Source organism: [Clostridium] symbiosum (assembly GCA_036419695.1).
GTDB lineage: Bacteria > Bacillota > Clostridia > Lachnospirales > Lachnospiraceae > Otoolea > Otoolea symbiosa_A.
The window spans coordinates 1,477,032-1,491,969 of record CP143946.1 but is presented as its reverse complement, the minus strand read 5'-3'; the positions used below and the strand labels follow the sequence as shown (position 1 = coordinate 1,491,969).

The 14,938-nt window shown below is 40.3% G+C and carries 16 protein-coding genes and 1 pseudogene; all 17 read right to left on the bottom strand.

What is annotated here, in order from left to right; all coding sequences use genetic code 11:
• Nucleotides 1-290: 290 nt before the first annotated feature.
• The 17 genes and pseudogenes from V3C10_06925 to V3C10_06845 all read right to left on the bottom strand — a co-directional run bounded on the left by V3C10_06925 (nt 291) and on the right by V3C10_06845 (nt 14,937).
• Nucleotides 291-1,316: an SAVED domain-containing protein gene (locus V3C10_06925; protein ID WVP63537.1), complete on the bottom strand. Its 1,026-nt coding sequence runs from the start codon at nt 1,314-1,316 to the stop codon at nt 291-293.
• A gap of 4 nt (nt 1,317-1,320) precedes the next feature.
• Nucleotides 1,321-1,791 (bottom strand): Mov34/MPN/PAD-1 family protein, encoded by a 471-nt coding sequence (locus tag V3C10_06920; GenBank protein WVP63536.1) that lies wholly within the window; start codon nt 1,789-1,791, stop codon nt 1,321-1,323.
• Nucleotides 1,781-3,529 carry a ThiF family adenylyltransferase gene (locus V3C10_06915; GenBank protein ID WVP63535.1) on the bottom strand — a complete coding sequence of 583 codons (1,749 nt, stop codon included), beginning with the start codon at nt 3,527-3,529 and terminating at the stop codon, nt 1,781-1,783. Before V3C10_06915 ends, V3C10_06920 begins: the two co-directional genes overlap by 11 nt.
• A gap of 6 nt (nt 3,530-3,535) precedes the next feature.
• Nucleotides 3,536-4,609: a nucleotidyltransferase gene (locus tag V3C10_06910; protein ID WVP63534.1), complete on the bottom strand. Its 1,074-nt coding sequence runs from the start codon at nt 4,607-4,609 to the stop codon at nt 3,536-3,538.
• Entirely contained in the window at nt 4,555-5,226 is a 672-nt protein-coding gene (locus V3C10_06905; protein WVP63533.1) for an RloB family protein, read from the bottom strand. Before V3C10_06905 ends, V3C10_06910 begins: the two co-directional genes overlap by 55 nt.
• Complete coding sequence (locus V3C10_06900) at nt 5,216-6,511, bottom strand: ATP-binding protein (GenBank protein WVP64587.1); 1,296 nt, start codon at nt 6,509-6,511, stop codon at nt 5,216-5,218. Before V3C10_06900 ends, V3C10_06905 begins: the two co-directional genes overlap by 11 nt.
• Nucleotides 6,512-6,633: 122 nt before the next feature.
• Entirely contained in the window at nt 6,634-6,996 is a 363-nt protein-coding gene (locus V3C10_06895) for a DUF6262 family protein (GenBank protein ID WVP63532.1), read from the bottom strand.
• Nucleotides 6,938-8,083, bottom strand: coding sequence for a tyrosine-type recombinase/integrase (locus V3C10_06890; protein WVP64586.1), 1,146 nt, complete (start codon nt 8,081-8,083; stop codon nt 6,938-6,940). The genes V3C10_06895 and V3C10_06890 overlap by 59 nt, the downstream gene beginning before the upstream one ends.
• Before the next feature lie 434 nt (nt 8,084-8,517).
• Entirely contained in the window at nt 8,518-10,257 is a 1,740-nt protein-coding gene (locus V3C10_06885) for a site-specific integrase (protein ID WVP63531.1), read from the bottom strand.
• Nucleotides 10,258-10,771: 514 nt separating this feature from the next.
• Nucleotides 10,772-11,926, bottom strand: a complete 1,155-nt coding sequence (locus V3C10_06880) for a tyrosine-type recombinase/integrase (GenBank protein ID WVP63530.1) — start codon at nt 11,924-11,926, stop codon at nt 10,772-10,774.
• Nucleotides 11,927-12,009: 83 nt separating this feature from the next.
• A complete protein-coding gene (locus V3C10_06875; protein WVP63529.1) occupies nt 12,010-12,231 on the bottom strand; it encodes a DUF6133 family protein in 222 nt (73 codons plus the stop codon).
• Nucleotides 12,232-12,333: 102 nt separating this feature from the next.
• Nucleotides 12,334-12,525, bottom strand: a complete 192-nt coding sequence (locus V3C10_06870) for a DUF6133 family protein (GenBank protein ID WVP63528.1) — start codon at nt 12,523-12,525, stop codon at nt 12,334-12,336.
• 58 nt (nt 12,526-12,583) lie between these two features.
• Nucleotides 12,584-13,141 carry a YodL domain-containing protein gene (locus tag V3C10_06865; GenBank protein WVP63527.1) on the bottom strand — a complete coding sequence of 186 codons (558 nt, stop codon included), beginning with the start codon at nt 13,139-13,141 and terminating at the stop codon, nt 12,584-12,586.
• 149 nt (nt 13,142-13,290) lie between these two features.
• Nucleotides 13,291-13,866, bottom strand: a pseudogene (locus tag V3C10_06860) (hypothetical protein).
• The gene (locus V3C10_06855) at nt 13,856-14,146 is read right to left on the bottom strand and encodes an AbrB/MazE/SpoVT family DNA-binding domain-containing protein (GenBank protein ID WVP63526.1); all 291 of its coding nucleotides are present in this window, start codon (nt 14,144-14,146) and stop codon (nt 13,856-13,858) included. Before V3C10_06855 ends, V3C10_06860 begins: the two are co-directional and overlap by 11 nt.
• Nucleotides 14,139-14,561, bottom strand: a complete 423-nt coding sequence (locus V3C10_06850) for a hypothetical protein (protein ID WVP63525.1) — start codon at nt 14,559-14,561, stop codon at nt 14,139-14,141. Before V3C10_06850 ends, V3C10_06855 begins: the two co-directional genes overlap by 8 nt.
• Nucleotides 14,542-14,937 carry a hypothetical protein gene (locus V3C10_06845; protein WVP63524.1) on the bottom strand — a complete coding sequence of 132 codons (396 nt, stop codon included), beginning with the start codon at nt 14,935-14,937 and terminating at the stop codon, nt 14,542-14,544. Before V3C10_06845 ends, V3C10_06850 begins: the two co-directional genes overlap by 20 nt.
• Between the last annotated feature and the right edge of the window lies 1 nt (nt 14,938).

The following is a 14,938-nucleotide window of genomic DNA, read 5'->3' as shown; positions in this document are numbered from 1 at the left end:
TCGTCTTTTTCGGTTCCTTATCCTGCATAGTTGAACATCTCGGAAATACGGCGGGTTAAAGTCGGCAACACTTTTCTTAATTGTGCGTGTATACGATTAAGAAAATCTCCGGTTAAGTAGTGCCAATAATTTGGTTGATAAACTGTTCTGTCCATTGTAGTTCCTCACTTTCTTGGATTTTTTGTATATAAAAAACACGACTGAATTTTTAGGTTCAATCGTGTTCTTTATCACTGACTCAATATTTTAATTGCATTTTCAATTAAATAGACTTACATACGTTCAAATCTCTATTTCGGGTCTGAAACATTATTTATCACCAAAGCTTTTTCCGCTACTTCATTAATACAAATTCCCCATCTATACTTATTATTCTGATAATGATAAATTATTGTTATTGGATCATGCTGATTACTAAAAGCCTGACCTAAAAAAAATGTAAATGCAACTGATGAAGATATAACTAAATGAATTCTTTTAATTCGATATTTTTTTACACATTCCCTGATATCTATCATAATAGTAGTCCGATAGTTTTCTGCCACACTATAGCTAGTTATATTATCAAACGAAAGATTGTTTGTTTTAAACATCAATATATGTTTATTTTCCGGCTGTAATGATAATAAATCTTCTTTCTTTATTTCTAACGATGTTGAAATAGAGACTATAAGTTCCTGTGAACTAACTGTCTTATTAAACTCATTGGATTGAATTGCAGCATAAGCGCCTTCGTTTGACCACTCTTGAAATAATGATTCATTTGAACGCAACTTATGTAAAAATTTCAAATTACTTTGATCTCCCATTTTAAAACCCATTCTGAAAACAAGTGGCGTATGAGCTATTCCATAATAGCATAAATCAATTCCTTTCATTTTTAAATCGTTTATGACTCTATCCTGATAATCTATTGCTCTTATAATGCCATCATCCATATTATTTTTCATCAATTCACATTCATCAACTTTTATTGTCTTAACATAATAATTTCTCAGAAATTCTGCTTCAACATCTGCGATATCTGGAGCAAAAGATGTATGTTCTAACAATAATAATCTGGGACGATATAGCCACAGAAAAAGCCATATAAATGTTAATCCAACAAAAACAACTGTATATTTTTCTGCAATATTTTCCAACCAAGGAAAAATTGCCAAAATTGAATTATAAGTGCTAGAAATATCGAAAACCTCTATTTTTTGTAATATAGTTGACAATCCAAAGCAAATAGCATCAATGAGAACAAAGACAAATGTCAACCATTTATATACATTTTTAGGCACATTTAATAGGATCTTTCTTACCTTATTCATTTTCTTAATTTATATCCCTTTCTGACATTTTCACAATCCGTCCATTTTCAATTGTCCAAATACCAATATTTTTTGTTCCAACTATTATAAAAAATATCCAATCAGAATTTTTTTCTCTTTTTATAATTCTATTCCAATTTTTTCTATCGACAGAAGATGGAGTTGGTGTGGCTTCCCTGTGAGTATGCCATTCCCCTAAATAGGTCTTTGTATACTGTGATTCTCTCCACAATGAGTCCATAATCAATTGATGCTTATTCTCCGAGCGATGAAAAGAAAATGCTCTGCAGATGTCATCCTCTTGTGGTGTTGTAATATCTGTTATTACAATTTGTTTTTTATCTGGCTTTAGTATTCCTGCCATAATCCCACCATGTTCCACTTTATAATCATAACAATTCATATACTCCAAAAACTGTTTTTCTACCACCCCACTAATAATTACAGAAACTTTTTCCTCATAATCATACCTCATATGAATTCCCTTTTCGTTCCATACATACTTTACAATGCCTATTCGCAAAAAACTCTTCCTGTATAAATCTTTTCTCTTTATTACAAATATAACGTTGTGATAATTTAAATCCTTGCTCTTGTATGCTATCCGAATCTCCTATCCAAGAATATAAGCCATTTTTTATCTGCTTCATATTCAATATATCCACTATTTTTCTTGTTGCAAGAATAGCGGTCTGTTGTGAATCCAAACAACTATACGGAACAAATGCACTACTACACCCCGATATGTTTTTCTTAAAATTTTGATTTGGCCTAACAAAGCTACCACGAAAGGCAACGAGTTCTTCACTGATTACATCTGTATAAAGACATCTTAAACATGATGTTTCGTCTACATTAACTACAATAACATGACCACCTATACCATATGGTTCGTTAAAACAACAAATAAAAGGAACTTTTATTCCCTTTTCCACAAGAAGTCGATTTATTTCTAAGTTTATTGTAGGCTCTCCAAGTGCAGATATAATAATATCATAATTTTTAAATCTTTCGTAATTTTCTATAAAAGCCTCGGCACTACGGTTAACAAAATTCAAGGAATCAATATCTGCATATGGATATTGATTTTCCAGCCTCTCTTTAAGTAAATCTGACTTATAGCGGCTTTTTCTTGGTCTAAATGAATCAAATCCTAAAAAGTGACGATGTACATTGTCCGGCATAAAAATATCATCATCTAAAATATCAATATTAATGATACCAGCTTGACAAAGATTACTTGCAATATATCCACCTACTGAACCGCACCCCATAAGCAATACATTCTTTTCTTTTAAAGTATTAAACGCACCTCCACGCATTACTAAATATTGATAATCAATACGTCTCACAAAAACATTTTCCACTATACAATTGTATGAATTTTCTATTTTACAATATCTAGAGTTTGTAAATTGTACACGGAAGCCAAATAATATTTTTCCTTGAGTTCCTTTATATATCAATAGAATAAAGCGTACAGCATTTCTAACTCTTAAATCTAGGAATTTTTGGAATTGACGTTTTACCGAGGATGATATATTATTGATAATATATTTTCGAACCGTATTCCATTTGAACTTTTTAGACAACGGTATTATAGGGCTTCCATCTCTAATACGTATGAATATACACTTACGTTCAAAAACATTTTCATCTTCTTTCAAACCGTATGCATTGATTAACATTGCCTTTGCATCTTCCGCTGTCTCGGATATCATACTCATTCCATTCATGCAAACCATTGGGCACTCTTTGTAACTTATATTATCAATATCGACACTTGAATATGCCTCCTTATTCATCACAGCTATCCAATATGATTCAAACTCTCTACTTACCTCTTCATTATATTCTTTACTACCCGGTATAATCTTAAGGATTTTGATTGCCTGCTCATAACAATCAAATACAATTTGATCGGGCATATCTTGATTTACTAATATAGAACTTGTATCAAACAAACAAATTTTTCCATCAGTTCCAACGTGAGCCCTAAACTTTTCCATATTATCAACAAAAAAATCCGGTAGTATTAAAGGGAAGTGCTCTCTAAATAATATAAACATTGATATACTGTCAGTATCATCTATTTTTACACTTCCCTTATACTCAAGAAAATACTCTTCCTTACAGTTTGGACTTTCTTGGAAATCCACATTAAATGCCAAATTCAATTTTTTAATTATATCTCGTATTTCTTTTTTTTCCATATATATTTATGCTGATTCTGATGTTCCAACAGTACTTCTATCAACGGTTACCGGAAAATCACTACCAAATACTTCAACCAATAAAGAGCATGCTTCTGCGCGTTTACTTTTACTTGACACTTCGTCAAACTTGCTTAACATAGAATCTAACTTTTGATAAAAATCTTCCATTTGAATTACTGTCATTTTTTCGAACAATTCGTTATACGGTTCTACAGGGAGATATGCTGAAATAGTGTGATAAAAAACTGCATCTTCATTATTCCATGCCAATGAAAACGCATTTTTAATGCTTATTACCAAATTGCGTAATGCCTCAAAATCATTATAAGTTTCCTTTCCTGTTGCCCAATCAGTTTCTTTGTTAACACAAAAAAGGTTATATGCTAATACTGTTAAACCAATACCTGTAGGTGCCGCATTTCCACTTGAACCGAAATTATGAGTTTTCCATTTTTTCAAGTATCTTATTACTCTGCGGAATTGAGCTGCATCTTTATCATTATATTTATCTTTTATAGCATTAATCAAACCCTGTGGGTCACTAAGCTCCCATTTTTTATTTTCTTTAGCTGAAAATTCTTTTCCTTTGGCAATATACATTTTCCCATCCGAATTTTGAGCTGCATAAATTGCAAAATCCACATGATATAATGCTTCTCCTGCATTTTGATATGTAACAGTTACACAAGATCTTCTTATTTTTACACTCTTAGTATGACCATTCAAAGCATCTCTAACCCATTTTTTAGGTTCAATCGGGTCTTCAAAATCATCTTTTGAAATGTCAAACTTAATCCCCACATCAATATCATAATCTTCATCCTCTGGTAAAATACCTGTTCCCATAGCATAACTACCTTGATTAAAAGTAGTATAGGTTGCTGCTTCTTCTGTTATATTTTCTTTTAGTTTTTTAAGAAGGATTTCTCTTTTTTCGCGCAATGTCTTATTTTCATCATCTAATTTTATTGCATCATGAAAATCTAAAAATTCTTTTTGTAAATTCAACATACTTCTACCTCTTATCTTTCTGAAATTTTTCCTTTTATTTCTTCCACCAACCGCTGCACCATACACCCCGGCCACATCTCCGATGACTTTTCCTTCCCATCATCCATGCACTTCTTATAGCACCGTTCCGCTATCCGAATCGCATTTTCCTCATCCCCATACTGCACCAGCTTGCGGTAAATATCTTTATCTTTCTTAAAATATTTCTGTCCCGTAACCTTTTCAAACTTATCCGCAAACCGGTCACAGCAGGTATACGACTCCCGTATCGCCGGCATCTCACCAAAATAGGCATACATCCAAATCTCAAAGCAGGGATTGGACCAGCCTGCACCGACACCGCTTTTCTCCGCCGCCTGAATAATATCATCAAAATCCTTTACCTGATCCCTGTCAAATACAATCCAGGGGATACGGTACTGCGGCTCCTTATTTGCAAGCTCCAACGCCCGTTCCACCAATTCTATCGTCTTAGCCTTTTCCACCTTTATCACCAGGCGGTCTTTTAAATCTGTCGGTATACTGTCCCGCAGCCCCTCAAAATAATTCTTCTCTGTTTCTTCTGTATCTGTCACGATCAGGTAATATCCCAACTCTGGTACTCTTATCCCCACACGCTGGTTCCGGTCTCTTCTTTTCCCGGCCCTGCGGTCACTGGGTTTTCCTCCGCCTTTATTCGCCATCCGCAGCCCTCCCTGTAAGCATCTTCATCGGTTTCAATGCCGGAATGGCGCCATAGTTTCCTGTAAGGTAATTCTTCGCCAAAGCCTCGTCTCTGCGCACTTTATTGCCGTCCTCGTCTTTAAACTCAGCCAGTGAATACAGTTCTGATACTCCATCTCTGTTTTTGTTTACCATCCAGATTTCATCCCTGCGCAGCAGTTCATTGGAAAACTGCCAGATATCGTGGGTAGTAAAAATAAGCTGGGCATTCTGGGTATTAATCTCCGGAGATAAAAAGGTCAGTATAATATTCCGGACAAGCAATGGATGCAGCCTGGCGTTCAGTTCATCTACAAACAATGTTCCTCCGTTATCCAGTACATCTTTCAAAGATGGATAAAGCGCAAACATTTTCAGTGTGCCGCTGGATTCCTGCTTCAACGGAATGGAAGCCATCTCCTGACTCCCCACTTTTCTATGAAGAGCATCAATGGTATAGCTCTTGCTCGTCTCCTTTTCATCCTCTGGCGGCAGCTCTTCCACTTTAAAATCCTGTATTGCCTCATCAAAGGATGCAAAATACTTTACCACGTTCTTCTGCACTTCCTTGCTGTCTGTAAATTCATCCGGGAGAACTCTGGACCGAAAGAAGTTTTCTGCCGGGTCACCGAAGTCAATGATATCATTATTCAGGAACCAGTCCCTTACCTTCTTTAGTTTTGTAATCCGCAGCTTTGCTCCCAGAGAAACAATCAGTGCTTCTTTATTCAAGGATGCTTTGATATTCTCCACATGGTTCTTTGAAAACCCATTCATTTCCAGTTCTTCGCCTTTTTTGCGGTAAAATACAGTCCTGTAATTGTTTCTTGCCGTTTTCGCCTTCGAATACAGCCATTCCTCCACTACCTCGTCTTTTTTTAACGAAAAACCATATTGGTATATCTTTCCGGTATTTTCAGAATTGTCAACAAAGAAAACCTCAAATGTGGTCTCTTCATTACGGCTGTTATCATCAAACAGAAACGGTGTTACTTTCAGATAATCTGCCTCCTTTTTCCGGCGGTTTTCATCCTCATCTCCAAATTTAAACGACTCTGCCACATAATAAGTCATGTAGTCAAACGCATCATACACATTTGACTTACCACTTGCGTTAGCCCCGTAAATTGCAGCTACCTTCAGCAGCTTATCATTTGCTATATCCACAACGTGATCCTCATGCTCTGTTATTTTAGTCGCTGACAAGTCAAGCGACACTTCATCACGAAATGATTTGAAATTTTTAAAGTTAAATTGTATCAGCATAATAATCTCCTCATTCTGACTATCCATAATGTCTTTCTCTTATAGTATATACCATTTTGTATAAAAATCAACATCTAATTTCAGAAATTTCCAAAATTAGATGTTGATTTTTATTCAAAATATTATTTTTTCTCTCTTTGCATCAGGAGAAAAAGCCGCCCGCGAAGTAATTCACATTCTTTTTTCAACTCTGTATTCTCTTCCGCCAGTCGTTTAATTCGTTCCTCCATTTTTTGCTTGCGTGTCGATCCCTCTTTTCTATTACCTATCCGTGAGGAATTCCCAATTTCATAATTCTCCAATAATTTTCTAATATGCGGCTTAGCAAATACAGAACGCGACAGTCCTGTATACTCTACCAGATCTTTTATTCTGACCGTATACCCTTCCGCTTTCAATTCCTCAATCGCACAACGAACCTTTTGTTCAGTTTCCATCCTCACCTGATCCTGATATTCCAGTAATTTTGTCGGTACTTCTTTCATGCCTGTCCTCCATCTGTATTCGCTCTATCACTTTTCTATACTGCATAGCATGTTTTTTCGCATTGTCCCTGACCATAGGCATAGCCGAAAAACACTCTGCTTTTTCTTCCCATCGTTGTGCTTCCTCTGCAAAATAAGATACTTGTCCGGAATCCACTACGAACCTATCACACTCAAGGCAGTTCCACATATCGCTTTTACATCCGGTAATGTCACCGCAAATTCCTCCCGGCACCTTCTGCGCCCGGATATTTTTCAGAAGTCTTTTTTCCAAAGCAGCTTCCATGTTTAAGATACGCCCTCCAAAAAGGACATATCCGGCCTCGGGTTTTACAGATTCCTCCAGTACATATTTCTGCTTTTCTACGATTGTTTCCGGTTTCAAATCTAAATGAGCATAGGAGTTCCATATCATGGCGTTTCCATGATGTCCCGTCATATCCGCAATTTGCTCCAGCGTAAACCCTGCCGCCAGCCTGTCCGTGATTCCATTGTGCCGGAACTGATGGGAGGTAAGGTTATAGACTTCACCTTCCTCATCCTTTATTTGATACTGCTCACAGAGTCTTTTAAACTGATACCTTATAGTTTCAATCTGCATAACATTTACCACTCCATTTCTGGAATTTCCGCCTCTTTTGTAGTGCAAGACCCTTTGATATGCGAATAGGTATCCTTTCTTCAAGTCCGGCAGACGGTTTTGCAGGTTATTAGCAGATACCTGCTGTTTCTGCAGCAAACTTAATAAATATCCTGCTATTCCTTCCATCTCCAGATGAATTGACCTGTACATCGGTTCAATGTGGCCACCGTTCTGCTTCCATGTGGGTATAAATATCACATAATGACCATTATACGACTTAATGCAGTCTATCTTCATTCCTAATATTTCCGATATGCGGGACGGTATCAGACGCAGCAGCCAGTAAATACATTTTAAATGGAGTTCTATATCTTCTTTACGAAAGACACGGTCAAGGCCGTCTGCCACATCATCCGGAATGTATTTATAATCCAATTTTACCGTTCCGGAATAAGGATTTACAGAAAATGGATTTCTGCCTCCCGTTCCGTAAAAACCGTTCATAATATTTAAAAATGTAGAAACTTCCTGCCATGTACTGTTTTTTGTCTTAACCGCATAACCTTCCTGCTCCAGATATTCCTTAAAATGGACTGCTGTCAAAGTGCTGATTCGCAGGCTGTTTCCCTGCTGTATCTGCCTACAAAACTTAAAAAATGGACTCAGCTTTGTAATCCTGCTACGAACCGTTCTAATAACATCTCCTTGTAAAATCCTTAATACTGCATAGTATTTAACGGCTTCTCTATAAGTCTCCGGCACGCCGGCAAAGTAAATATGATGATAATTTTTTGGTTCTGACCCGCTTCTGATTCTTTTATCGCATATCCATGTATCATCTTCAAAAACAGAATGATTTCCAAGTTCACTTACAAATAACCTGTACCGGCTTTTTTCTGATTCTTCAAAGTTCTCTTTATAACTGTATAATGGGCCGCTCATCTCTCCCCTCCCGCCTTAATCCGTTCTACTATATTTTTATAGCAATCCCGGAGAAACACGGCTCTTTCATATTCTTTGAATGACTGATATTCTGTAATCCCTGCCAGCCGATACTTCTCCTCCATTACCTGCACTGTTAGCACCTGGCTTTCCAGCAGTTTCAGCCAATGTGACAAATATTTTTCTCCTGTGCAAAGATTCCGACAGTTCACGCAGTTATACAGGCTGTTTCTTTGTCCGCATCCTCCCTCGGCCATTTTCTTCATGCAAAACCCAAATTCCACACGCCTTTGATCCAGACGGAAATCCATATACAATAACCGTCTTTCCTCTTCCGAATACTCTGCTAACTGTTCACCAGACAGCAACAGATTAAACTTTTCCTGGAAGAATTTCGTGTTTAATTCCGCCAGCTTCATCTTTCTCACTTCCGCATAATAATTTGCCGCTGTATTTCTGCTCAGATGCCCAAGCCAATATGCAAGTTCCTCTACCGTGCCGCCATTCTCTATCAATGTGACTGCCAATGTTTTTCTCTGCTGTTTGCTGGTAAAACGCCATAGTTCTCCATCTTCGCCGCATATATGATTCTCTTTTATCAGTTTGTTCATAAGTAGAATGTAATTGCCCATATTTAACATACCGATGCGAAATCCGGGACGCTTGTTTACAAATATATATGGCACTCCCAGCTCCTGCCTCCAATCCTGTCTTTTTTTAATCTCATCTCTGATATCTTCCGCCAGTTTCTGGGAGATAAAAACCCTGTGATAATCCGGAGCGCTTTTCTTTCTCCGCGCTTTTAATGTTTTGTAGGGAGTATATCTAATCTGCATAAGTCCTTCATACTGCGTCTCTTCCAAACAGTTTTCTTCAAGAAAAAGCACTTCCTTCATTCTCATACCTGTCTGAGAAAAAATATGGTAATTCAATCTCTGCGATTCGTCCAGCTCATCCAAATGTATTTCTATCTGCTCCATAACACTCTCTGGTATCACATCCGTCCTTATCTTATACTCCCTTGCATTATGGAACCGGAACTTTGCAAAAGGGTTTATACGAGGGACAGGCGTCTTCAGGTTGTTTTCCCGTTCATCACCCATCAGATATTCAAAGATAAGGGAAAGCAGGCTGAATGCCCTCATGATTTCAGAAATAGCCTTCCCATCTGTATTTCCACAGGTTTTCTCCATTTTCATATACAAGGTCTTGGCTTCTATTTCACTGATGTCAGTAAAAAAACGTATTAAGGGATTGCTTTCACTCAAACAATTCAATGCCTCTGATATGGAATATATCCCCTTCTCTCCCCTTGCCTGACCTTTCCGCAAACGGCATCTCATATAACTTTTTACTTCCGCCCTAAGTGACGGACAGGCAATGATTGTAAAGTCAATCGTCTGAAAGCAAAGTGTTGGACCATGCATAAAGAATATTCTCCAAGTCTCTTTGCTATCGGACAATTCTTTTTCATTTTCCCTTGGAAACTTGCGACATTGCAGCGCATATTCCTTTTCTATAATCTGGTCGGTTTGATCAACAAACGGTGCAAAAAATTTGTTTCGATTCATACCAATTTCTTTTCCTAAAATCATACGATAATAACTTTGTGCAGTGATAATGGTGCGGTTATCTGTAAATGTTCTTGCTTTTTTCATCAAATATGGCAATAACCGTCCATCCTGCAATTCCATCGCACATTCCATTACCATTCGAATACCAATTTTATCTGCCACTGCCTTAAGACTCTCATTCCGCGCCACAATACTCCCGATTTCTTTTATCCAGAATCCTGCAAATTCTTCCCGAAAGATCTTCTGGAAGATTTCGTTTCCGCAAGACAGTCCTCGCAGCGCTGCCAGATTACAAGCCTCCGTCCCTTCTACCTTACCGTAAAACATATAATGCAGTGCCGGAAACATACTGACTTTGTTAGAAACCATATATTTTTCTGAACTCTTCCATGCCTCCATAAATCTACTGCAATAAAAGCGAAACATCTGAAAGAATTTCTTGTAGAATGCTTCCGATCCGATTTTCAGTAAAATAACCTCACCCAATATTTCCGTAATGCCAATCAGTTCCTCCTGGTTTGCCCTGTATCGCTCCTCTAAAAGCAGGGATTTATACTGATTTATCCTTCTCTCCACCACTGCATCTCCTACATTTTTCAAGCGCCGGAAACGCAGGATTGTACCATCAATCTCCCATATGGCGCTTCCGGTTCTAATCTCAAGCATCTGTATCATCCTACTCCCTCTCCTTCTTATGCAGTTTTTTCATGGTCTCATATGCAATGACCTGATTGTTATAATCGCGGTATGAACTGATGGAATCCGCGCTCCGCCAGCCAAAGCACTGCATAATCGTACTATCTTCTATATCATCTTCCGGATGCTTTGCCTGATGTTCCAGAAACTCCATGACCTTCGTGCTCCGCCCGCTATGGGTTCGGATTATCTCCGGTTCAAAACCTGCCCGTCTTGCACAGCGCTTCAAAATCGCATAATAATTGTGGTAAGTCATTGGTTTTCCCAGCTTATTGTCTTTCTGCAGGTTCAAAAACAAGTATTCATTAGGAACGCCAGATTCGTTCTCAGCATCTGACCGTTCTGTGCTGATGTAGCGATTCAGAAGAATACATAATAGTTCCGGAAGCGCCACTACCCGCAAATGGTTCTGATTCCCTGTATATACCTCTGATTTTCCTTTTGACCTTGTGGGCTGTATTAATTGCTTCACAGAATCATAATCAGACAATTTTATACTCAGAACCTCATCAATACGAAAGCCCTCCAACGTCAGACGAAACACGGCTTCATCCCGTAAGGTGGTAAAATGGCTGCATATTAAATCAACCTGTTCTTTTGTATACCACTTAATATACTCCCTTCTTGACTTCTGTCTGGGCAAGGCGGCATCTAAAATATATTGATAGTCATAATTGTAAATCTGACCATACAGAAAGGACTTCCTTGCATGATAATGATTGCTTTTTCTGCGAAACTCCATATTGCTTCCGTAATTGTCATCCAGCCATTTGTAGAACTCCGTAATTACTGTTAAATAATATGCCGCTGTCTGGTATAACCGATCGGTCTCATAATACAGCAGTTTTAAGTCATCCATATCCCCAAAAAGGAGCAGTCGAATAAAACGCTTAACATGCTCATTCGTCGCCACACTATAATCGGCATCATTGTCTGAAAGATAATTCAGAAATACCACCAGCTTTTTTCCATATTCCTTCGATGTACTGGCCTTACGCATGGCCTTTGCCATGAGCCATTGATTCACTTCCAGCATAGGAATCTTGTCTTCTGTTATCATATATCGATACAGAATGCCTCCGTCCCTTGTCTCAAAGGCAAACCGTACAAGCCGGAACCTTTTGTTTTTCTCCACCTGTCACCTCTTTCTGCCCGGTCTTATTTATTCTGCCGGGCAGAAAGAGTATAACATAGGAATGTCCTTACTGTCTTATTTCATCAACCGCTGTAGCTGAACATCTGCTGAATACGGTTCTGCAACTCAGGTAATATGGAATCGTTGAACAAGGCATACAGTCCTGCCAGCAGCAAGGCACCTATCACTACGGAAATCAAAATTTTCACGGCAGTATCCACGAATCCTTCCCCGCGTTTATCCGCCATTATCCGAATTACTTTTGTCCTTATCTGAATCATCTTAGCGTTAATCTTTCTTTTCATATCATCGTCTCACTTTCTATCATTTTATTGGATGGAGGAAATCAGTGTCACTATGAGAAAAACAAAGTATCATCGTAGCCATTTTGTATCGTATACATACCATTAAGAAAAGAGCACATTGTCCTCAAATAATGTATACAGGCCGGCAAGCAGCAACGCGCCGATGACCACAGCCATTAAAATCTTGATGGCCGTATCCACGAAGCCTTCCCCGGACTGATTTTTTAACGCCATACCAGCCTTCCAGATTTTCCACTCCACTGCATGTTTCACATTTTCAATTTTCACTCTCATTGCCAAATTCCTCCTCATAAAAAATAATAGACAGCAGGATTGTTGCTGCCTTTCTTCCCTATAACTGCATCAACTGCGACTGCTCCGGTTCTTCCTTTTCAAATGCGATCGCTTGAAATACCTTTGCGTCCACATAATAAAATTCACTGCCTTCTCCATCATACAATTCAATGACATCGGAAACAGCAATGGGGTGGCCCTCATAACCGGGAACCGCCTGCCCTGCGTCAAACTTCTCAAGAATCTGCTCCAGGTCGTTGGTTTCAATCTCCCCATCGTAGGCAATCCGGTAATTTTGCATCTCTGGTTCTCCGAATCGCTGCACCAGGGAATCGTAACTGGAAAATTTCATATGGACATCTACATCCGGTCTCAACTGCCATATGCGGCAGTTCTTGAGAGGTTCCCCATCCTGCCGCTCCAAAATCCCGTTAATCAGGCGATCATAAACACCACCCTTCCAGGAAATCGCCTCGATTCCTCCCTGCCGCTCCAGATAGGCATTCAACTCCTCGCTCTTAAAGATGGGATCCACCACGGCAGTTGCTCCTGAAATGTAGCCAGCTGGATTGCCAAAATACAGGATTCGGCTATTCTCGATCTGGATGCCGCGCATAAAACATTCCCCCTCTCACAATCCTGAATCAGCCTTGGCTTGTCTTCCCATTATCTTTAAAATCCTTATCCTTCGGAGGATCCCTCGCTCCAAACAGATACGTTATACACATTCGCCCCTTTCCTTTTATCCAACTAATGCAACTGACCTTATGAAAATCCAGCCGGCCCCATTTCACACGTCTTACCGGAACTCCTCTGTTCCATCTCCTCCTTGGTCGGATAAACCAAAACTCCGTCCTTTACCTCCCAGACACAGAAGTCATTGCGGTCACAGAGCATGATTCGGTGCTGGTATGGTTTCTGCATTTCCGCATAATCCATCGCCTCTTTTTCGCTGCAAAGCCACACACCGGCGGCATACCGTCCATCCTCCAAAAAGCTGTAACCGCTGTACTGCGGCTATTTCCCCTCCAAAGGCAAAGCTCCAATCGGACGGACCTGGGACAGCTGTAGCTTTTCCTCATCCGGTAATAATTCCGGCTTTAATACCCCTATCACATCCCTGCGGAATCCGCGCTCAAATTCCCCATTTCTCAAATTCACCATAAAAACAGACCGTCCCAAAGCATTGGCTGCCGCTCCACTGCCTCCGGTGCAATAGTAAAGCTGCTGGCTGCTCTCATTGTCCGCTTCTGACCTTAGCACAATCACTTTTCCTTGCAGGGAGCACGCGCTTCCTATCTCTACACAGTCTTCCTCTGAAAAGATCCGCTTACCCGACATTCCTGCCTCCCTTCTGCCCAACCAGGCCGGACAGGTCTGCAATCAGGCTCAACCGGATCGCATCCGGCATGGTCTTAATGGCAGCGCGGACATAGGCTTCCACTGCCTCCGGTGACTGGTCCCCAACCTCAATCAGCTCCACCTTGCGGATCTGAACCTTCCCGTCCACCAGTTCCAGCGCCAGGATATCGCCGTATTCCATTCCGGCTGCGGACCGCATCTCCCTCGGAATCAGAACCCTTCCTTTACTGTCCAGTAACTTATACACCGGCTTACTCATCGTAGTATCCTCCTTCTTCAATCGCCTCGTATACCTCCTCCTCGGAGATCCCAAGCAGGGACAAAATCTCTAAGAGCGGCGCATGTACCGCGGCCATCGGATCCTCATCTCCGATCAGGATTGCTCCCGGAACCACCTGAACAGCCAGCCCGGCATCCAAGGGAATCTTCGCCTCCTCCAAAAGTGCATGGGGAATCACCAGCTCCGCCGGCTCCTCATCTGCAACTACTTTCGCATCGCACATTTCTGTTTCTAAGACAGTCTCATAACCATTGACCTCCCGAACTGGATACAGCGGAACATACTCCATGCAGACCAGGCTTCCCGGCTGTGCGTCCAGACTTTCCAATACTCCCGGCGGCAGAATCAGACTGCCGTCCTCCGCCACCCTGCCATTAATTCTGACTCGTTTCACAAAATCCCTCCCCTCTCATCTGCTCTTCCTGTTGCTCCAGCTCCTTACAAAATGCCAGAAGCGTATCTTCCTCCACGGAAATCTCCGCGGCCTCCAGTTCGCTCACAAGGGCCGACAGCCGGCCAATCTCCTCCCCCAGCTGTCCGAGACGATTCCCATCGCAGTAGCCGCTAAATGAGCGCAGAAAGCCCTTTACATCCGCATGGTACTTTCCCGTCTGCTTATTTTTCACCATAGCAATATATAACGCGGCCTGACACGAATCCTGCATCTTCACCATCAGGGGCAGGCCGATTCCGGTTGACAGCCACTGCTTTCCCTCTGTCTCCTCTGCAATCCGCTCCCTCATCCACCGGAGCTTTTCAATCTCCTTCAAT

Coding starts and splice junctions, on each gene's coding strand:
- V3C10_06865 (WVP63527.1), bottom strand. CDS start 13,141: ATGCGCGGCATCCAGATCGAGAATAGCCGAATCCTGTATTTTGGCAAT.
- V3C10_06925 (WVP63537.1), bottom strand. CDS start 1,316: ATGAATAAGGTAAGAAAGATCCTATTAAATGTGCCTAAAAATGTATAT.
- V3C10_06905 (WVP63533.1), bottom strand. CDS start 5,226: ATGGCGAATAAAGGCGGAGGAAAACCCAGTGACCGCAGGGCCGGGAAA.
- V3C10_06900 (WVP64587.1), bottom strand. CDS start 6,511: ATGCTGATACAATTTAACTTTAAAAATTTCAAATCATTTCGTGATGAA.
- V3C10_06875 (WVP63529.1), bottom strand. CDS start 12,231: ATGAAAAGAAAGATTAACGCTAAGATGATTCAGATAAGGACAAAAGTA.
- V3C10_06870 (WVP63528.1), bottom strand. CDS start 12,525: ATGAGAGTGAAAATTGAAAATGTGAAACATGCAGTGGAGTGGAAAATC.
- V3C10_06890 (WVP64586.1), bottom strand. CDS start 8,083: ATGAACGGTTTTTACGGAACGGGAGGCAGAAATCCATTTTCTGTAAAT.
- V3C10_06915 (WVP63535.1), bottom strand. CDS start 3,529: ATGGAAAAAAAAGAAATACGAGATATAATTAAAAAATTGAATTTGGCA.
- V3C10_06855 (WVP63526.1), bottom strand. CDS start 14,146: ATGAGTAAGCCGGTGTATAAGTTACTGGACAGTAAAGGAAGGGTTCTG.
- V3C10_06895 (WVP63532.1), bottom strand. CDS start 6,996: ATGAAAGAAGTACCGACAAAATTACTGGAATATCAGGATCAGGTGAGG.
- V3C10_06920 (WVP63536.1), bottom strand. CDS start 1,791: ATGAGGTATGATTATGAGGAAAAAGTTTCTGTAATTATTAGTGGGGTG.